Source organism: Fuscibacter oryzae (assembly GCF_016765795.1).
GTDB lineage: Bacteria > Pseudomonadota > Alphaproteobacteria > Rhodobacterales > Rhodobacteraceae > Fuscibacter > Fuscibacter oryzae.
Window position 1 is genome coordinate 488,458 of record NZ_JAESVP010000001.1, and the last position, 15,343, is coordinate 503,800.

Here is a 15,343-nt window from a genome sequence, read left to right on the forward strand (position 1 = left end):
CCGCCCGCCATCATGCAACCAAGGTAGGCAGCTGCAGATCGAAGCCACGCAATTCGTCGGGGAACAGCGGGGCGGTCCGGTCGCGCAGCGTCGCATCGAACCGAGCGCTGGCGGCGGCAAGCACCGTATCTGGCAAGCGGCTGGTGATCAGCAACCGCATCAGAACATCCTGCCGCCCAATGGCACCGTCTGATCGGGCGATAACAGCACCACCTCGCCCGCTTCATCCGGCACGCCCAGCACCAGCACCTCGCTCATCACCTTGCCAATCTGGCGTGGCGGAAAATTGACTACCGCCATAACCTGCCGCCCGATCAGCCCTTCGATGGTATAATGCCGGGTGATCTGCGCGGAAGAGCGTTTCTCGCCGATCTCGCCGCCAAAATCGACCCACAGCTTATAGGCGGGCTTTCGCGCCTCGGGGTAGGGTTCGGCGCGGGTGATGCGGCCGACACGAATATCCACCTTGGCGAAATCGTCATAGGTGATCGTCACTTTCCCAACTCCGCACCACGATCTGCTGCCGCCTTGACCGCGCGGGTTAGCAGGGCCGGAAAGCCGGTTTCCCCATCCATCAGCACCGCAAGCGCCGCCGCCGTTGTTCCGCCTGGCGAGGTCACATTGATGCGCAATTGCGCCGCCGCTTCGGGAGAACGGTAGGCAAGTTCCCCCGCACCGCACACGGTGGCACGCGCCAGCTGCATCGCCACCTCGGGCGACAGGCCCTGCGCCACACCGCCTGCCGCCATCGCTTCGATCAGGTGGAAAACATAGGCCGGGCCAGAGCCGGACACGCCGGTGACGGCATCAATCTGATGCTCACCATCCAGTTCGACCACTTGCCCCACCGCGCTCATCAATGCGCGACCAAGGGCCAGCCCCTCGGCCCCGGCAGTGGCATTGGCACAAATGCCGGTAATGCCGCGTCCCACCATGGCCGGGGTGTTGGGCATGGCGCGCACGACCGGGGTGCGGTCGCCGAACACCTGTTCGAAGGTAGCAATCGAGGTGCCCGCCGCGATAGAGACCACCAGCGTCTTGCCATTGCCCAGCGCCTGCAAGGCGGGCAATGCCGCGCCCATCATCTGCGGCTTGACCGCCAGCAGCGCAACGGCAGGTGCAGGCGGCACGCCTTGGTTCAGATGAACACCAAGACCTTGAAGCCAGTCTGTCGGATTTGGCTCGATCACCCAGACCGCCGTGGGGGGCAACCCTGCCTCCAGCCAGCCCGCAAGCAGGGCCGACCCCATCTTGCCGCATCCCAGCAACACAATCCCGTCGCGGGCAACCTTTTCAAGCGCCATTCCAGCCTCCGTTCATCGAACGGCAGGTTAGGCGCGGCCGTAGGCCTCGGCAATGGCAACCTTCATCGCGTCGGCGGGGGTATGACCCGCCCAGGCCACCAGTTGAAACGCCGGATAGAACCGCTCCGCCGCCATCACAGCGCCGCCGATCAGCCGGTCGATCTGTTCCAGCGCGGCACTTTGCCCGCCCGCCAGGCACAGACCATAGCGCCAGACCATCAGCTTCTGCTCGGCCCACCAGGTAAATGCGCCGTTCCACACCATGTCGTTGCAGCGGTTCAGCACATCATAAAGCGCCGCCTCGCGGTCGTCTGGCGGCTCCATCTCGAACGTGCATAGCAGGCGCAATGTCTCATCATGGGCCGACCATGCCAGCGTCAGGGAATAGGTCCGCCACTGGCCTTCGACCGACATGGCGATCTGGTCATCGGTCACGCGATCGAACTCCCAGTCGCGATGCGCGGCGATATCCTCGACAATGTCGATGGGGTGCAGGTCATCCGACAAATGAAATTCTTCTGAAACCGACATACGCCCCTCATCATGAAGCTGCCCGAGAACATACGATCTCAACAGACTGGGTGTCAGACCATAAGCTGCGGCTGACGGGGAAATGCTTACTAGATATTGAGGATATTGGAAGGTGTCGGGGGGTGTGTAAAGCGGAAACTGGGCAAATCTTCTGTGGACAAAACCGAAATCCGGCCAAAAAACACGCCGCAGACCGATCTGGCCTGCGGCGCCAATTGTTTCCGAATGAAAAACAGTCTCTGTGTGCGCCTAATGCGCGTTCACCGGAGCAAGGTCATTCTGGCGGGCCAGTTCAAAGGCCATGTGCCGATCGGCAACCAGGGCAAGGCGCTCTCCATCCGGGCGGTTCACAGAATAGACGGTGGACAATTCGCCCACCTGCTCGCGCACCTCATCCGGCAGATCCGCAACTGCGACCGGGCGCACATAGACGATGCTGTCGTCCCGTTGGGGCAGCGCGTTGAAGTTCATGTTCATCCTAAGATCTCCCCTATTTTCGCCCGATGCGGATGGTCTGCACCACCGTGTCGGGCACCGAGCGCCGCAGATCGATATGCAGCAAGCCATGGTCCAGATGCGCGCCCGCTACCTCGACCCCGTCGGCCAGCACGAAACTGCGCTGAAACGCGCGCGCCGCAATGCCGCGATGCAGGAACACCCGGTCCGCGCCGTCATCGGCCTGACGGCCCCGGATCACCAGTTGCCGATCCTCGACTGTGATCGCCAGATCCTCGTCGCGGAACCCGGCCACCGCCAGCGTGATGCAATAGGCATTCTCTGCCGTCGCCTCGATATTGAAGGGCGGATACCCTTCCGAGGCAGTCTTGGCCGTGCGCTCGACCAGCCGTTCAAGCTGTTCGAACCCCAGAAGATGCGGATGCGCACCAAAGGAAATCTTCGTCATCTGCCCTGCCCTTGCGAAAGCGACATGGTTGGCGGGCCCCACACGGGCACCCATGCGGTGAATATGGGCCTGCCAACGCCCCCCTGCAAGGCCCCGGGGCAAAGCGATTATTTGATCAATTGCCCCAATTTTCTCGCCTGCACCCCTGCGAATCATGTAATCTGATTGCAGAAGCAAGAAGACCGGATGTCATCCAGCCATGCACGCCCCCAGCGAGATGAATTTTGAAGAGATGTTGCGCGTCAAGCTGGAGGTGCTGCGCCGCGAACATCGCGATCTGGATGAGGCGGTTCAGGCGCTTGAACTGACCGGGCGGCCCGATCAACTGACCCTGCGGCGGCTGAAAAAGCAGAAACTGGGCCTCAAGGACCAGATCGTGAAGATGGAAGATCAACTGATCCCCGACATCATCGCGTAGCGGTGCGTGAAATCACGCTCCCCTCCCCATATCCAAGCGTTCTTGCCCTGTGCTGCCCCCCGGTATAATCGGCAGACAGGCAGGATTGGGGCAGGCAACATTGGGGGCGCATATGGCCGTGGATGTCGGGATCATCATGGGAAGCCAGTCAGACTGGCCGACGATGAAAGAGGCCGCCCTGATCCTTGATCAGCTTGGCATCCCTTATGAGGCAAAGATTGTCAGCGCCCATCGCACGCCCGACCGGCTGTGGACCTATGGCAAGACCGCTGCCGAACGGGGGTTGAAGGTCATCATCGCGGGCGCCGGCGGCGCCGCCCATCTGCCCGGCATGATGGCATCAAAAACCCGCATTCCCGTGGTGGGCGTGCCGGTGCAGACCAAAGCCTTGTCGGGCATCGATAGCCTTTATTCCATCCTGCAAATGCCCAAGGGCTATCCGGTCGCCACCATGGCCATCGGCGCGGCGGGTGCCGCCAATGCGGGCCTGATGGCGGCAGGTATCCTTGCCATTTCCGATCCCGCCCTTGCCGCCCGCCTTGATGCCTGGCGCGAGGCCCTGTCCGCCTCTATCCCCGAGGAGCCGAAGGATGAGTGACGTTTTGCAAACCGGCGCCACCATCGGCATTCTGGGGGGCGGCCAGTTGGGCCGGATGCTGTCGGTCGCAGCCAGCCGCCTTGGCTTCAAGACCCACATCTTTGAACCGGGCGCCAACCCGCCCGCAGGCCATGTGGCCGACCGGGTGACCACCGCGCCTTATGAAGACCTGAATGCCCTGCGCACCTTTGCCGCTTCGGTCGATGTCGTCACCTATGAGTTCGAGAATGTGCCGACCGAGGCCTTGGACGCGATTGAGGCCCTGCGCCCCATCCGCCCCAACCGCCGCGCGCTGGCCATTTCGCAGGACCGCATTCTGGAAAAGGATTTCCTGAACCAGATCGGCCTGACCACCGCCCCCTATGCCGCGCTGACCACCGCCGCAGAGCTAGAGGCGGCACTGCTGAAGGTGGGCCACCCGTCTATCCTGAAAACCACGCGGCTGGGCTATGACGGCAAGGGGCAGGCGCGGATCATGTCGCTGGCCGATGCCGCACCCGCGCTGGCATCGATGAACGGCGCGCCTTCGGTGCTGGAAGGGTTCATCGACTTTAGCCATGAAGTTTCCGTCATCGCCGCCCGTGGGCTGGATGGTTCCGTCGCCTGCTATGATCCAGGCGAGAATGTCCACAAGGACGGGATTCTGGCCACCACCACCATCCCCGCCCGCCTGTCACCCAGCCAGCGCACCGATGCCGTGCTGCTGGCCGCCCGCATCCTGAACGCGCTCGATTATGTCGGCGTGATGGGAGTGGAACTGTTCGCGACGCCCCAAGGCCTGATCGTCAACGAAATCGCCCCCCGAGTGCATAATTCCGGCCACTGGACGCAGAATGGCTGCGCGGTCGATCAGTTCGAGCAACATATCCGCGCCGTAGCCGGCTGGCCTCTGGGCGACGGCAGCCGCTTTGCCGATGTGGTGATGGAAAACCTGATCGGCGACGATGTGCTGCGCGTGCCTGCAATTGCCAAGGAACGCGACGCCGCCATCCACCTTTACGGCAAGGCCGAGGTGAAACCGGGCCGCAAGATGGGCCATGTGAACAGGGTCAAACGCACCTGACCGACGGGCAAAGAAAAACCCCCGGCAAGCCGGGGGTTGATCGGATGGGCCTCGCGACCCCAGTTTTCGGAAAAACGCCTTAGATTGCGCCTTCGCGTTGGGCCTTCTTACGCGCGAGTTTGCGCGCACGGCGGACCGCTTCGGCTTGCTCACGCGCTTTTTTGACGGAGGGCTTCTCGAAATGCTGCTTGAGCTTCATTTCCCGAAACACGCCTTCGCGCTGGAGCTTTTTCTTCAGGGCCCGAAGGGCCTGTTCGACGTTATTGTCACGAACGCTGACCTGCATGTGGTTGTCACCACCTTCCTAAGCTAGAGTTGCACGATAAAGTGCAGGCGTGCGGGCCATAGCAAAGGCGGGGCCGCTTGTCTACATCGCTGGAAAGGTTCGGGCCATGCAGGACACAAACACGATGGATCAGGCGAAAGAACGGCTTTTGGCGGCAGCCCTACCCCATGTTCCCTTTGACGGGTGGAGCGATACGACCTTTCGTGCGGCAGTCGCCGATTCGGGTCTGGGTGACGCGCTGGCCCGCGCGATCTGTCCGCGCGGCGCGCTGGATCTGGCGGTCGCCTATCACAAGGCGGGCGATGCGACGATGCAGGATCGGCTTGCCGCAACCGACCTGACATCCCTGCGTTTTCGCGACCGGATCGGGCAGGCGGTGCTGTTTCGGTTGCAGGATGCCGACCCCGAGCTGGTGCGCCGGGGGTCTGCCCTGTTCGCCCTGCCACAGCACGCCAGCGAAGGCGCGCGCCTGATCTGGGGCACCGCCGATGCCATCTGGCGGGCCTTGGGCGATAGCTCAACCGACCTCAACTGGTACACCAAGCGCGCCACCCTGTCGGCGGTTTACGGGGCCACCGTGCTGTTCTGGCTGGCCGATACCTCTGACGAGAAACAGGCGACGACGGACTTTCTGAACCGCCGTATCGACAATGTGATGCAGTTCGAAAAGGCCAAGGCCGCATTCCGTGACAACCCCTTGGGCAAAATGCTGGCCCGTGGCCCCTTGCGCCTGCTGGGGGCGATCCGCGCGCCCCGCGACACCAACGACCTGCCCGGCCACTGAGGACATCATGCAGCTTTCCGATTCCATGCTGGCCATCGAGATCAGCGAACCCGGCGCGCCCGACGTGCTGAAGCCCGTCTCGGTGGCCGTGCCGGTGCCCGGCCATGGGCAAATCATCGTGCGGTTGGCCTATGCCGGGGTGAACCGCCCCGACGCCCTGCAACGCGCGGGCCTTTATGCGCCGCCCCCCAGCGCCTCGCCTCTGCCGGGGCTGGAAGGGGCGGGAACGGTGGTAGAGACGGGCCCCGGCGTGACCCGCTGGAAGATTGGCGACAAGGTTTGCGCCCTGTTTCCAGGCGGGGCCTATGCCGAGTATGCCGCCTGCCATGAAAGCCACGCGCTGCCCATTCCGCAGGGCCTGAGCCTGCGCGAGGCGGCCTGCCTGCCCGAAACCTGTTTCACCGTCTGGTCAAACATCGTCATGCGCGGCGGGCTGAAGGCGGGCGAGCGCTTTCTGGTTCACGGCGGCACATCCGGCATCGGCACCACCGCCATCCAGATCGCCCGCGCCTTGGGCGCTCGGGTCTTCGCCACCGCTGGCAGCCCCGAAAAGGCCAAGGCCTGTGAGGGGATCGGTGCCGAGCGCGGCATCAACTATCGGGATGAGGATTTCGTCGCCATCGTCAAAGAGGCAGGCGGTGCCGACCTGATCCTTGACATGGTGGGCGGCCCCTACCTGCCGCGCAACGTCAAGGCGCTGGCCGATGACGGGCGGCTGGTGCAGATCGCCTTTCTGCAAGGGCCCAAGGTCGAGTTGAACTTTGGCGAGGTGATGATGCGTCGGCTGACCATCACCGGCTCAACCCTGCGCCCGCAATCGGATCAGGCCAAGGCCCGTATCGCCGCCGCGGTGGAGGCCTATGTCTGGCCGATGGTGGCCAGCGGCAGCTTCAAGGTCATCATCGACAGCGAGTTTCCCCTGAAAGATGCCCCCGCCGCCCATTGGCGTATGGAAAGCAGCGGCCATATCGGAAAGATCGTGCTGAAGGTGGAGTAATGGCGCCCCTCTCCCCTTGGGGGACAGGGAAGGGTGAGGGGGTCAATCCCCCAGCTTGCGATGCACCTCGTCCAGATCAACCTCGGCCAGCGGCATCTTGTTGTCGGGGTCGTCGAAGTCGTATTTGAAAAGCTGGAAATCCTTCTTGTAGATTTCCCAGACCAGATGGCGCGACAGATCATCGAAATAATCGCTGACCTTGTGCAGCCGCTTTGGCCCGTGCCCTTCGCTTTCGTTGAACCGGGGGATCTTTTTCAGGTCGATCTTGTGCTTGGTCTTGATCTTTTTCAGGACCTTGGCCATGCCCTCGTCGAATTTCTCGGTAAAGAAAATCTGGTCATATCGCCCGCCGTTCACGATGAAGGTGCTGATATGGCCTGACATGGCCGACCAGTGGATGTCCGGCTCCATCGGTTTGCGGAACCGGATCGTGTCGCGCGCGAACAGCAAAAAGCGGCGAAAGCTGGCAATCTGGTCAAAGTCATCCTTGCCCTCTGGCCCGCCAACCTCGGCCCCATAGCGCTGCACCAGCATCGGCACCAGATTGCCGCGATAGCGTTTGCCATTCCGTTGCACGCCGCAAATCTTGTCGAAAAAACTGGACAGGATGCGAGCGTATGGGTTGCGCACACAGGTGAAGGCCAAGGACTTGTGGCCCTTCACATTCGCCTCGATCAGAGGCTGGCTGGCCTCTATCGCCCATTTGTGCATGCCAGCTTGGGCATCGTGGATATCGCCGTCGAAAAACTTGCCATGGTCGGAATAGAACATGATCTGCCCGATGGTCGAGCAGGCGCATTTCGGCACCACGCGGTAAACCACGCTTTCACTTTCCGTCATCCAGGTGCCGGGAAACCCCATCAGTCACTCCACTTCGACCACCGTTTTGCGCCCGGCCCGGTCAGACCGCCACAAAAAAGCAAAGAAACTCTATCTTTACAATGTCTGTCCGCGCAAATTAGGGAAACAGTCAACCGCTCTGTGCCCTACTGTCGGTGTCATGGCAAGAATCGCCTATATCCTTCTGTGCCACAAAGACCCCGATGGCATCATCGCTCAGGCGCAACGCTTGACGGCGGCGGGCGATTTCATCTCGATCCATTTCGATGCCCGCGCCTCGCGCGAGGCCTATGAGCGTATTCGCGAAGGGCTGGACGGCAACCCCGCCGTGACCTTTGCCCGCAAGCGCATCAAATGCGGCTGGGGCGAATGGAGTTTGGTGCAAGCCACGCTGAATGCCATCGAAGCTGCGGTCGATGCCTTTCCCCGCGCCACGCATTTCTATATGCTGTCGGGCGATTGCATGGCGATCAAATCGGCCGAATTCGCCCATGATTTTCTGGACCGCAACGAGACCGACTTCATAGAAAGCTTCGATTTCTTTAACTCTGACTGGATCAAGACCGGCATCAAGGAAGAGCGGCTGATCTATCGCCACTGGTTCAATGAACGAAACAGCAAGGCGCTGTTCTATGCCTCGATGGAATGGCAAAAGCGGCTGGGGCTGACGCGCAAGGTGCCCGCCGACATGGCGATCCAGATCGGCAGCCAATGGTGGTGCCTGCGCCGCCAGACGATGGAAGCGCTGCTGGAGTTCGTGCGCAAGCGGCGCGATGTGGTGCGTTTTTTCCAAACCTCGTGGATACCGGACGAGACGTTCTTTCAGACGCTGGTGCGCCATCTGGTGCCCGAACACCAGATCAGCACCCGCACCCTGACCTTTCTGATGTTCACCGATTACGGCATGCCGGTGACGTTTTACAACGACCACTACGACCTGTTGCTTAGCCAGGATTACCTGTTCGCCCGCAAGATCAGCCCCGAGGCGAAAGAGCTGAAAGAGCGGTTGGGCAAGCTTTATGCCGCCAAAGGCGTGCGGTTCGACATTTCGAACGAAGGGCGCAGCCTGTTCAAATTCATGGTTGACCGGGGCCGCCTTGGCCGCCGCTTTGCGCCGCGCTTTTGGGAAACCGAAAGCTCGCTGGGCCGTGAACGCACGCTGATGATGGTGACCTGCAAGAAGTGGCATGTCGCCAAGCGGCTGGTGGACCGGGTGCGCCAGGTCACCAACATGCCCGCGCTGGACTATCTGTTCAACGAGGCCTCTACCCCCCTGCCCGATCTGGGTGGCATCCAGTCCACGCTGGAAAAGCGCACGCGCCACCGCCGGGCGCTGGTTCGGATGCTGTATGATTACTGGCAGACCGACCGGCTGATCTTTTGCATTGATCCGGCCAACATCGATCTGATGCAGGATTTCTACAACGACAAGGCCAAGGTGCGGTTGCTGGAGGTGGATTGCGACTTCACCGACGAATACCTGCTGGGCCATGCCAAACGCGTCGGTCTGGCCGGCGAACGCACGCCCAAGGAAACCATCGACCGGATTCTGCCGACCATCCGCTATGACGTGAAATTCGAAAGCGACCGCATCCGCGACGCGGGCTTTGCCAACATCTACCGCGTCCGCCAATCGGCCAGCGTTGATGAAAACACCGTGCCTCTGGCGGAATTCCTTGATATTCCAATGGAGAAAGCGCGCGAGATCGCGGGCACTCATTACCTGTTTGTGGACTGACCCATGGCCTATACCTACGACCCCCAGAATATCTTTGCCCGCATCCTGCGCGGTGAAATTCCAAACAAGACCGTGGTGGAAACCGCCCACACGCTGGTGTTCCACGACATCCACCCCCATGCGCCGGTGCATGTGCTTGCCATTCCCAAGGGGGCCTATGTGAATTTCGACCATTTCGCGGCCGAGGCCAGCGCGGAAGAGATCGTCGATTTCCACCGCACCGTGGCGCAGGTCATCGTCGATCTGGGCTTGTCGGGTGAGGCCGGGTATCGCGGCATCACCAATGCTGGCAAGGCCGGGTTGCAGGAAGTGCCGCACTACCACATGCACATTCTGGGCGGGCGGGTGCTGGGCCGTCTGGTCGATCCGGCCTGATTGCGCAAGCTCCGGGTCGCGGGAGCGCGGCCCGACCCCCATTCTGGCTCCGCAACCAGGAGGCCAGAATGATCCGTTTCACCCCAATCCCCACCAAAACCGTCCGCGCCTATCAGACGGGCGGGCCTGATGCCAATGGGCAGGTGCCCGAGCGGCACATCGCGGAAGGCACCGGCAATCCGTGCCGTCATTGCCTGCGGATGATCCCCGAAGGCGCGGGCCTGTTGATCCTGTCCCATCGCCCGTTTCCAACGCCCCAGCCCTATGCCGAAACCGGCCCGATCTTTCTATGTGCCGATGCTTGTCAGGCGGAGGGTGGCGAAGACCTGCCCGAAATGTTGGCCTCGCCCGAATATATCGTACGGGGTTACGGGCAGGATGACCGCATCGTCTATGGCACGGGTGGGGTCATACCGACGCCTGGCATTCCGGCGCGGGCGGCGAAACTGCTGGCCGATCCGGCCATCGCCTATGTCCATGTCCGTTCTGCCCGCAACAACTGCTATCAGGTCAGGATCGACCGCGCTTGATCCTGCGGGACGGTGTGCCTCGCAATTTACGCTGCCCCGGATCACGTCCGGGGCAACGAGGGATATAACGCCAACACCAATCCTAAACCGGCGACTTCCCCTCTGCCAACCGCGCCAAAAACTCGGCCATCCGCTTGGTCCGCGTCTCTGCCCGCTTCGCCGTGGTTAAGCGGTAGTAAATTGCATAGCGCTCCTTGGCATCCAGCGCCGCAAATGTCTTCTGCGCCGACTGTGGGGCTGTTGCCAAAGCCTCCAGAAAATCCACGGGCAGATCAGCCCCCTTGCCGCCCGAATAAGTCGCCTCCCAGCGCCCATTCGCGCGCGCCGCCTCCACGGCTGCCAGCCCCGCCGCCTGCATACGTCCCGAGACGATCAGCCGTTCAGCATGAGCGCGGTTGAGCTGGCTCCACGCCGAGCCGGGTTTGCGTGGCGTAAAGCGTTGTATCCACTGGGTTTCACTTTGCGTCTTGCGCACACCATCAATCCAGCCCCAAGCCAAAGCCTCTACCACCGCCTGCTGCCAGTCGATCGAGACCACGCCTGAACCCTTTTTGTGATACAGTACCCAGACTTCGCTTTGTGTGGCATGGTTCGCCGCCAACCAATCATGCCAGTCCACTGCTGTCGCAAACGCCTGCAGAGTCACTGTGCATCCCAATCGCGCAAGAACCGCTTCGGAGCTGCGTCGCGCCACTGCTGCACCAGCCGCGCCCGCGCCCAACCCGGATCAATCCGCCCCGCCCGCACCAGAACCAAATTGTGCGGGGCGTAATGCGGATGCAGAAAGAACGTCTCGGGGTCAGCCGCCATCAACATCTCACGCTCATCTGCTGCTGCTTTGAACACCGCCGCTTCCTCGTAATACGACCAATAGCACCACATCTTGCCAAAGGCTTTCAACGCCTCATGCCCCCAGGGTGTGGCAAGGGTGATCTCGGGCAGATCAAGCGCCAGAGCAAAAGCCTTCAACTCCGCCCAATTGTGGATCACCCGACACTCCCTTTGCGTTCCCTACGCTCAAAGAGGTCTGAGGGTTGGGAAACCCCCAGCTTTTACCTCAATGCGCCGCAGCCCATGTCGCTCCGACACCCGCCTCCACCGTCAATGGCACTTTCAGTTGCACCGCAGGGTGCGAGGCCCCCTCCATCACATCCTTCGCCACCTTGATCAGCGCATCCGAGGCATCCTCGCCCACCTCGAACAGCAGTTCGTCATGCACCTGAAGCAGCATCTTTGCATCCATCCCGGCAATCGCGGCAGGCATGCGGATCATGGCGCGGCGGATCACATCGGCCGCCGTGCCCTGAATGGGGGCGTTGATCGCCGCACGCTTGGCAAAGCCCGCACCGGGGCCTTTGGCGTTGATTTCCGGCGTGTTGATCTTGCGACCGAACAGGGTCTGCACATAGCCCCGCTCTTTGGCAAAGGCGATGGTCTGGTCCATGTATTCGCGGATGCCGGGGAACCGTTCGAAATAACGGTCGATGAAGCCCTGCGCCTCGGCCCGGGGAATCCGCAGGTTGCGGGCAAGGCCAAAGCCGGAAATGCCATAGATGACGCCAAAGTTGATCGCCTTGGCCCGGCGGCGGATGTCGCTGGTCATCTGGTCCAGCGGCACGTTGAACATCTCGCTGGCCGTCATGGCGTGAATATCCAGCCCGTCGCGGAACGCCTGCTGAAGGGCGGGAATATCGGCAATATGGGCAAGGATGCGCAGCTCGATCTGGGAATAGTCGAGGCTGACCAGAACCCGGCCTTTCGGGGCCACAAATGCCTCGCGAATGCGCCGCCCCTCTTCGGTACGGACCGGGATGTTTTGCAGGTTGGGGTCGGTTGAGGCCAGCCGCCCGGTGTTGGCCCCCGCGATGGAATAGCTGGTATGCACCCGCCCCGTTTCCGGGTTGATCGCGGTTTGCAGCGCATCGGTGTAGGTGGATTTCAGCTTGGAAAGCTGCCGCCAATCCAGAATCCGCGCCGCAACGCGCGCGCCTTGGGGGTGCGTGTCTTCCAGCGTGGTGATGTCTTCCAGCACATCGGCGCCGGTGCCATAAGCGCCGGTCTTGGTTTTTTCGCCCCCCGGCAGGCCCAGCCGGTCAAACAGAAACTCACCCAGCTGCTTGGGCGAGCCGACGTTGAATTTCTCGCCCGCCGTATCCTGAATTTCATCTTCAAGCTGCGCCATTTTCTGCGCAAAGGCGTTGGACATGCGCGACAGGGTATCGCGGTCCACCTGAATGCCCGCCATTTCCATATCGGCCAGCACGGGCACCAAGGGGCGCTCCAGCGTCTCATAGACCGTGGTGACGCGGACTTTCGGCAGTTGCGGCTTGAACATCTGCCACAGGCGCAGCGTTACGTCGGCATCCTCGGCGGCATATTTCACCGCCTTGTCAATTTCGACCTGATCAAAGGTCACCTGCGCTTTGCCAGAGCCGATCAACTCTTTGATCGGAATGGTCTTGTGGCCCAGATACTGCTCGGCCAGATAATCCATGCCGTGGTTATGCAGGCCCGCGTGCATGGCATAAGACATCAGCATCGTGTCATCCAAGGGCGCGATGCGAATGCCGTGGCGGGCGAAAATCTTCCAGTCATATTTCATGTTCTGGCCGATTTTCAGGATACTGGCATCCTCCAGCACCGGTTTCAGCGCAGCCAAGGCCTGATCCAGAGGGATTTGCCCCGCCACCCGTTCGCTGGACCCAAAGAGGTCACCGCCGCCCTGACGATGGCTCAACGGGATGTAACACGCCTGCCCCGCCTTGACCGACAACGAGATGCCCACCAGCTCGGCCTGCATTTCATCCAGGCTGGTGGTCTCGGTATCCACCGCCACGCGGCCCGCCTCGGCAATGGCGGCGACCCATCGGTTCAGTGCATCCATATCGCGCACGGCTTCATAGCCGGCATGGTCAAAGGGCAGACGGTCGGGGGTTGCCGCGGGTTCGGCATGGGCACCCGAAACTTCAAACCCCTTGCTCGCCTCGATCAGCGGGGCCGCGACCTTCAGCTTGGTCGCAACACGGGTCGCAAGGGTGCGAAACTCCATCCGCGACAGAAACTCCATCAGCGGCTCGGCCTCGGGGGCACGCACCGTCAGCTCATCCAGACTGACCTCAACCGGAACATCGCGTTTCAGCGTCACCAACTCGCGCGACAGGCGGATCTGGGCGGCATTGTCCACCAAGGTCTCGCGGCGTTTGGGCTGCTTGATCTCGCCCGCCCGCGCCAACAGACTTTCCAGATTGCCATATTCGTTGATCAGCAGAGCCGCGGTTTTCAGCCCGATCCCCGGCGCGCCGGGCACGTTATCGACCGAATCCCCCGCCAGCGACTGCACATCCACAACCCGATCCGGCCCGACGCCGAATTTCTCGATCACCTCGGCCTCGCCGATCGGGCGCTGCTTCATCGGGTCGTACAGGCCCACCCCCGGCCCGACCAATTGCATCATATCCTTGTCAGAGGTGATGATGGTGCAATCGCCCCCCGCTTCCTGCGCCTGCCGGGCCAGGGTGGCCATGATGTCATCCGCCTCGAACCCCTGGATTTCAATGCAGGCGACGTTGAAGGCGCGGGTGGCATCCCGGGTCAGGGGGAACTGGGGCCGCAGGTCTTCGGGCAACTCGGGGCGGTTGGCCTTGTATTCGGGGTAGATGTCATTGCGAAAGGTCTTGGACCCGGCGTCAAAGATCACGGCGATATGGGTCGCCTTGGCCTTGCCCGCCGACCCGCTGGAAAGCTCGCTCCAGATGAGGTTGCAGAACCCGGCAACCGCCCCCACCGGCAGCCCATCAGACTTGCGCGTCAGGGGCGGCAGCGCGTGATAGGCGCGAAAGATAAAAGCCGAGCCATCGATCAGATGCAGATGATCGCCCTTGCCGAATGCCATATGCCCGCCCTCCTCTGCTGTCCGGGGATGAGTATTGGCACGAACCGGCGCGCGCTGCCACCCGGCAGGGCGTTTGGATCAGGGCTGATTGGCCCAGATTGACAGGGCAACCGCCTGCGGCGTCGGCGTCCACAAACCAAAGCGCAGCCCCGCGCCGCGCAGTTGCGCCCCAATCCAGACATTGCAGGTGCGAAACAGGTCGAACCCGCCGAGCCCGTGCCAAAAGCCATCGGTGCCGGTGAACCCCGCCACGGCAACCGGCTGCGGCTGGCCCTGCGGATCGCTGGCAAAGCTGTCGCGGATACCGCTGCGCAGGCGGGCGTATTGCGCGGGGCTAAGGTGTATCCAGTTCAGCCCCGGCACCTCTTGCCCCGCCAGATCGCCCCAGGCATCGACCCGCATCACCGAGGCGTCGCCCGTGGCCGCCTGCCACACGGCCCCAGCCGAAATATCGCCGTAGCTGCCCGCCGTGGTGTAAAACGCCTCTGACCCCCACCCCACCACCAGCCAGCGGGCGTCGGGGTGGTTAACCGGCACACCGCGCTGCTCAGCGGCAAAGGCAAAGGTCTGACGGGTGGCGGAATCAAGCGGCAACAGAAAATCATAGTGAATCGGCCCGCGCAGCAGCCCGACCACAACGCCCGTAGCTGGCCAGTTGTCACCAGACGACACCAATGCCCCGGCAAGTCCGGCAAGGTAATATCCGCATGGCACCAAAAGCAGCACCGCGATCGCCCGCCGCAGCCAGCGCCCGAACACGTCTAGATCGTCGGCTTAGTGGTCGTCGTGGGCGTGGTCGCGGTCGATAACATAACGCTTGTCGCAATAGCCGCATTCGACAAAGCCGGTGTCTTGGGGAATCGACAGCCAGACACGCGGATGGCCCAAGGCCCCCTCTCCCCCGTCGCAGGCCACTTTCTTGGTGGTGACGACTTGGGTTTCCGGCGCGGCGATGGTCATGGGGTGCCCCTTTGGCTTGGCGATATACGCACATTCTAGCGATCTGGTCGGGGCGGGCAAGGGCCGGACGCGCGCGCGCCGCTTCTGGCCGTTGACAAGCCGCCGCCCCTCCTCGACAAACCG

General features: G+C 62.2%; 21 protein-coding genes. 8 read left to right on the forward strand and 13 right to left on the reverse strand.

The window, feature by feature from the left end; genetic code table 11:
* Window positions 1–10: 10 nt before the first annotated feature.
* The 6 genes from JI744_RS02325 to JI744_RS02350 all read right to left on the reverse strand — a co-directional run bounded on the left by JI744_RS02325 (window position 11) and on the right by JI744_RS02350 (window position 2,739).
* A complete protein-coding gene (locus JI744_RS02325; RefSeq protein ID WP_202657852.1) occupies window positions 11–160 on the reverse strand; it encodes a hypothetical protein in 150 nt (49 codons plus the stop codon).
* Window positions 160–495: a tRNA-binding protein gene (locus JI744_RS02330; protein ID WP_202657853.1), complete on the reverse strand. Its 336-nt coding sequence runs from the start codon at window positions 493–495 to the stop codon at window positions 160–162. Before JI744_RS02330 ends, JI744_RS02325 begins: the two co-directional genes overlap by 1 nt.
* Window positions 492–1,304: a pyrroline-5-carboxylate reductase gene (gene proC / locus JI744_RS02335; protein WP_202657855.1), complete on the reverse strand. Its 813-nt coding sequence runs from the start codon at window positions 1,302–1,304 to the stop codon at window positions 492–494. The genes JI744_RS02330 and proC overlap by 4 nt, the downstream gene beginning before the upstream one ends.
* Window positions 1,305–1,331: 27 nt before the next feature.
* Complete coding sequence (locus JI744_RS02340) at window positions 1,332–1,835, reverse strand: type III secretion system chaperone family protein (RefSeq protein ID WP_202657857.1); 504 nt, start codon at window positions 1,833–1,835, stop codon at window positions 1,332–1,334.
* A gap of 249 nt (window positions 1,836–2,084) precedes the next feature.
* The gene (locus JI744_RS02345; protein ID WP_202657859.1) at window positions 2,085–2,312 is read right to left on the reverse strand and encodes a DUF1150 family protein; all 228 of its coding nucleotides are present in this window, start codon (window positions 2,310–2,312) and stop codon (window positions 2,085–2,087) included.
* Between the two features lie 13 nt (window positions 2,313–2,325).
* The gene (locus tag JI744_RS02350) at window positions 2,326–2,739 is read right to left on the reverse strand and encodes an Hsp20 family protein (protein WP_202657861.1); all 414 of its coding nucleotides are present in this window, start codon (window positions 2,737–2,739) and stop codon (window positions 2,326–2,328) included.
* Between the two features lie 199 nt (window positions 2,740–2,938).
* Between JI744_RS02350 and JI744_RS02355 the strand changes: the two genes are divergently transcribed.
* The 3 genes from JI744_RS02355 (at window position 2,939) to JI744_RS02365 (ending at window position 4,818) form a co-directional block, all read left to right on the forward strand.
* Entirely contained in the window at window positions 2,939–3,157 is a 219-nt protein-coding gene (locus JI744_RS02355; RefSeq protein ID WP_202657863.1) for a YdcH family protein, read from the forward strand.
* A gap of 112 nt (window positions 3,158–3,269) precedes the next feature.
* Complete coding sequence (purE, locus tag JI744_RS02360; protein ID WP_202657865.1) at window positions 3,270–3,755, forward strand: 5-(carboxyamino)imidazole ribonucleotide mutase; 486 nt, start codon at window positions 3,270–3,272, stop codon at window positions 3,753–3,755.
* Window positions 3,748–4,818, forward strand: coding sequence for a 5-(carboxyamino)imidazole ribonucleotide synthase (locus tag JI744_RS02365; RefSeq protein WP_202657867.1), 1,071 nt, complete (start codon window positions 3,748–3,750; stop codon window positions 4,816–4,818). Before purE ends, JI744_RS02365 begins: the two co-directional genes overlap by 8 nt.
* Window positions 4,819–4,897: 79 nt before the next feature.
* On the opposite strand, the gene rpsU is transcribed toward JI744_RS02365, so the two are convergent.
* Complete coding sequence (rpsU, locus tag JI744_RS02370; protein ID WP_101919315.1) at window positions 4,898–5,104, reverse strand: 30S ribosomal protein S21; 207 nt, start codon at window positions 5,102–5,104, stop codon at window positions 4,898–4,900.
* A gap of 106 nt (window positions 5,105–5,210) precedes the next feature.
* Between rpsU and JI744_RS02375 the strand changes: the two genes are divergently transcribed.
* Complete coding sequence (locus JI744_RS02375) at window positions 5,211–5,888, forward strand: COQ9 family protein (RefSeq protein WP_202657876.1); 678 nt, start codon at window positions 5,211–5,213, stop codon at window positions 5,886–5,888.
* 7 nt (window positions 5,889–5,895) lie between these two features.
* Window positions 5,896–6,885, forward strand: a complete 990-nt coding sequence (locus tag JI744_RS02380; protein ID WP_202657878.1) for an NAD(P)H-quinone oxidoreductase — start codon at window positions 5,896–5,898, stop codon at window positions 6,883–6,885.
* A 42-nt stretch (window positions 6,886–6,927) separates the two neighbouring features.
* Here JI744_RS02380 and JI744_RS02385 read toward each other — a convergent pair whose 3' ends face one another.
* A complete protein-coding gene (locus JI744_RS02385) occupies window positions 6,928–7,746 on the reverse strand; it encodes a sulfotransferase family protein (RefSeq protein ID WP_202657880.1) in 819 nt (272 codons plus the stop codon).
* A gap of 139 nt (window positions 7,747–7,885) precedes the next feature.
* On the opposite strand from JI744_RS02385, the gene JI744_RS02390 reads away from it, so the two are divergent.
* The 3 genes from JI744_RS02390 (at window position 7,886) to JI744_RS02400 (ending at window position 10,368) form a co-directional block, all read left to right on the forward strand.
* On the forward strand, window positions 7,886–9,463 hold the full coding sequence (locus JI744_RS02390) for a DUF5928 domain-containing protein (RefSeq protein WP_202657882.1): 1,578 nt from the start codon (window positions 7,886–7,888) through the stop codon (window positions 9,461–9,463).
* Window positions 9,464–9,466: 3 nt separating this feature from the next.
* Window positions 9,467–9,838 (forward strand): HIT domain-containing protein, encoded by a 372-nt coding sequence (locus JI744_RS02395; RefSeq protein WP_202657893.1) that lies wholly within the window; start codon window positions 9,467–9,469, stop codon window positions 9,836–9,838.
* A gap of 68 nt (window positions 9,839–9,906) precedes the next feature.
* Window positions 9,907–10,368 carry a DUF1203 domain-containing protein gene (locus tag JI744_RS02400; protein WP_202657895.1) on the forward strand — a complete coding sequence of 154 codons (462 nt, stop codon included), beginning with the start codon at window positions 9,907–9,909 and terminating at the stop codon, window positions 10,366–10,368.
* Between the two features lie 82 nt (window positions 10,369–10,450).
* Here JI744_RS02400 and JI744_RS19300 read toward each other — a convergent pair whose 3' ends face one another.
* The 5 genes from JI744_RS19300 to JI744_RS02425 form a co-directional block, all read right to left on the reverse strand.
* Entirely contained in the window at window positions 10,451–10,987 is a 537-nt protein-coding gene (locus JI744_RS19300; protein ID WP_202657897.1) for a YdeI/OmpD-associated family protein, read from the reverse strand.
* Between the two features lie 23 nt (window positions 10,988–11,010).
* On the reverse strand, window positions 11,011–11,358 hold the full coding sequence (locus tag JI744_RS02410) for an MmcQ/YjbR family DNA-binding protein (RefSeq protein ID WP_202657899.1): 348 nt from the start codon (window positions 11,356–11,358) through the stop codon (window positions 11,011–11,013).
* A gap of 67 nt (window positions 11,359–11,425) precedes the next feature.
* A complete protein-coding gene (polA, locus tag JI744_RS02415) occupies window positions 11,426–14,260 on the reverse strand; it encodes a DNA polymerase I (RefSeq protein WP_202657901.1) in 2,835 nt (944 codons plus the stop codon).
* 78 nt (window positions 14,261–14,338) lie between these two features.
* On the reverse strand, window positions 14,339–15,019 hold the full coding sequence (locus tag JI744_RS02420; RefSeq protein WP_202657903.1) for a TIGR02117 family protein: 681 nt from the start codon (window positions 15,017–15,019) through the stop codon (window positions 14,339–14,341).
* A 15-nt stretch (window positions 15,020–15,034) separates the two neighbouring features.
* Window positions 15,035–15,220, reverse strand: coding sequence for a zinc-finger domain-containing protein (locus JI744_RS02425; protein WP_202657905.1), 186 nt, complete (start codon window positions 15,218–15,220; stop codon window positions 15,035–15,037).
* Between the last annotated feature and the right edge of the window lie 123 nt (window positions 15,221–15,343).

Coding starts and splice junctions, on each gene's coding strand:
- proC (WP_202657855.1), bottom strand. CDS start 1,304: ATGGCGCTTGAAAAGGTTGCCCGCGACGGGATTGTGTTGCTGGGATGC.
- JI744_RS02375 (WP_202657876.1), top strand. CDS start 5,211: ATGCAGGACACAAACACGATGGATCAGGCGAAAGAACGGCTTTTGGCG.
- JI744_RS02350 (WP_202657861.1), bottom strand. CDS start 2,739: ATGACGAAGATTTCCTTTGGTGCGCATCCGCATCTTCTGGGGTTCGAA.
- purE (WP_202657865.1), top strand. CDS start 3,270: ATGGCCGTGGATGTCGGGATCATCATGGGAAGCCAGTCAGACTGGCCG.
- rpsU (WP_101919315.1), bottom strand. CDS start 5,104: ATGCAGGTCAGCGTTCGTGACAATAACGTCGAACAGGCCCTTCGGGCC.
- JI744_RS02355 (WP_202657863.1), top strand. CDS start 2,939: ATGCACGCCCCCAGCGAGATGAATTTTGAAGAGATGTTGCGCGTCAAG.
- JI744_RS02400 (WP_202657895.1), top strand. CDS start 9,907: ATGATCCGTTTCACCCCAATCCCCACCAAAACCGTCCGCGCCTATCAG.
- JI744_RS02425 (WP_202657905.1), bottom strand. CDS start 15,220: ATGACCATCGCCGCGCCGGAAACCCAAGTCGTCACCACCAAGAAAGTG.
- JI744_RS02380 (WP_202657878.1), top strand. CDS start 5,896: ATGCAGCTTTCCGATTCCATGCTGGCCATCGAGATCAGCGAACCCGGC.
- JI744_RS02345 (WP_202657859.1), bottom strand. CDS start 2,312: ATGAACATGAACTTCAACGCGCTGCCCCAACGGGACGACAGCATCGTC.
- JI744_RS02385 (WP_202657880.1), bottom strand. CDS start 7,746: ATGGGGTTTCCCGGCACCTGGATGACGGAAAGTGAAAGCGTGGTTTAC.
- JI744_RS02325 (WP_202657852.1), bottom strand. CDS start 160: ATGCGGTTGCTGATCACCAGCCGCTTGCCAGATACGGTGCTTGCCGCC.
- JI744_RS02395 (WP_202657893.1), top strand. CDS start 9,467: ATGGCCTATACCTACGACCCCCAGAATATCTTTGCCCGCATCCTGCGC.
- polA (WP_202657901.1), bottom strand. CDS start 14,260: ATGGCATTCGGCAAGGGCGATCATCTGCATCTGATCGATGGCTCGGCT.
- JI744_RS02365 (WP_202657867.1), top strand. CDS start 3,748: ATGAGTGACGTTTTGCAAACCGGCGCCACCATCGGCATTCTGGGGGGC.
- JI744_RS02390 (WP_202657882.1), top strand. CDS start 7,886: ATGGCAAGAATCGCCTATATCCTTCTGTGCCACAAAGACCCCGATGGC.
- JI744_RS02340 (WP_202657857.1), bottom strand. CDS start 1,835: ATGTCGGTTTCAGAAGAATTTCATTTGTCGGATGACCTGCACCCCATC.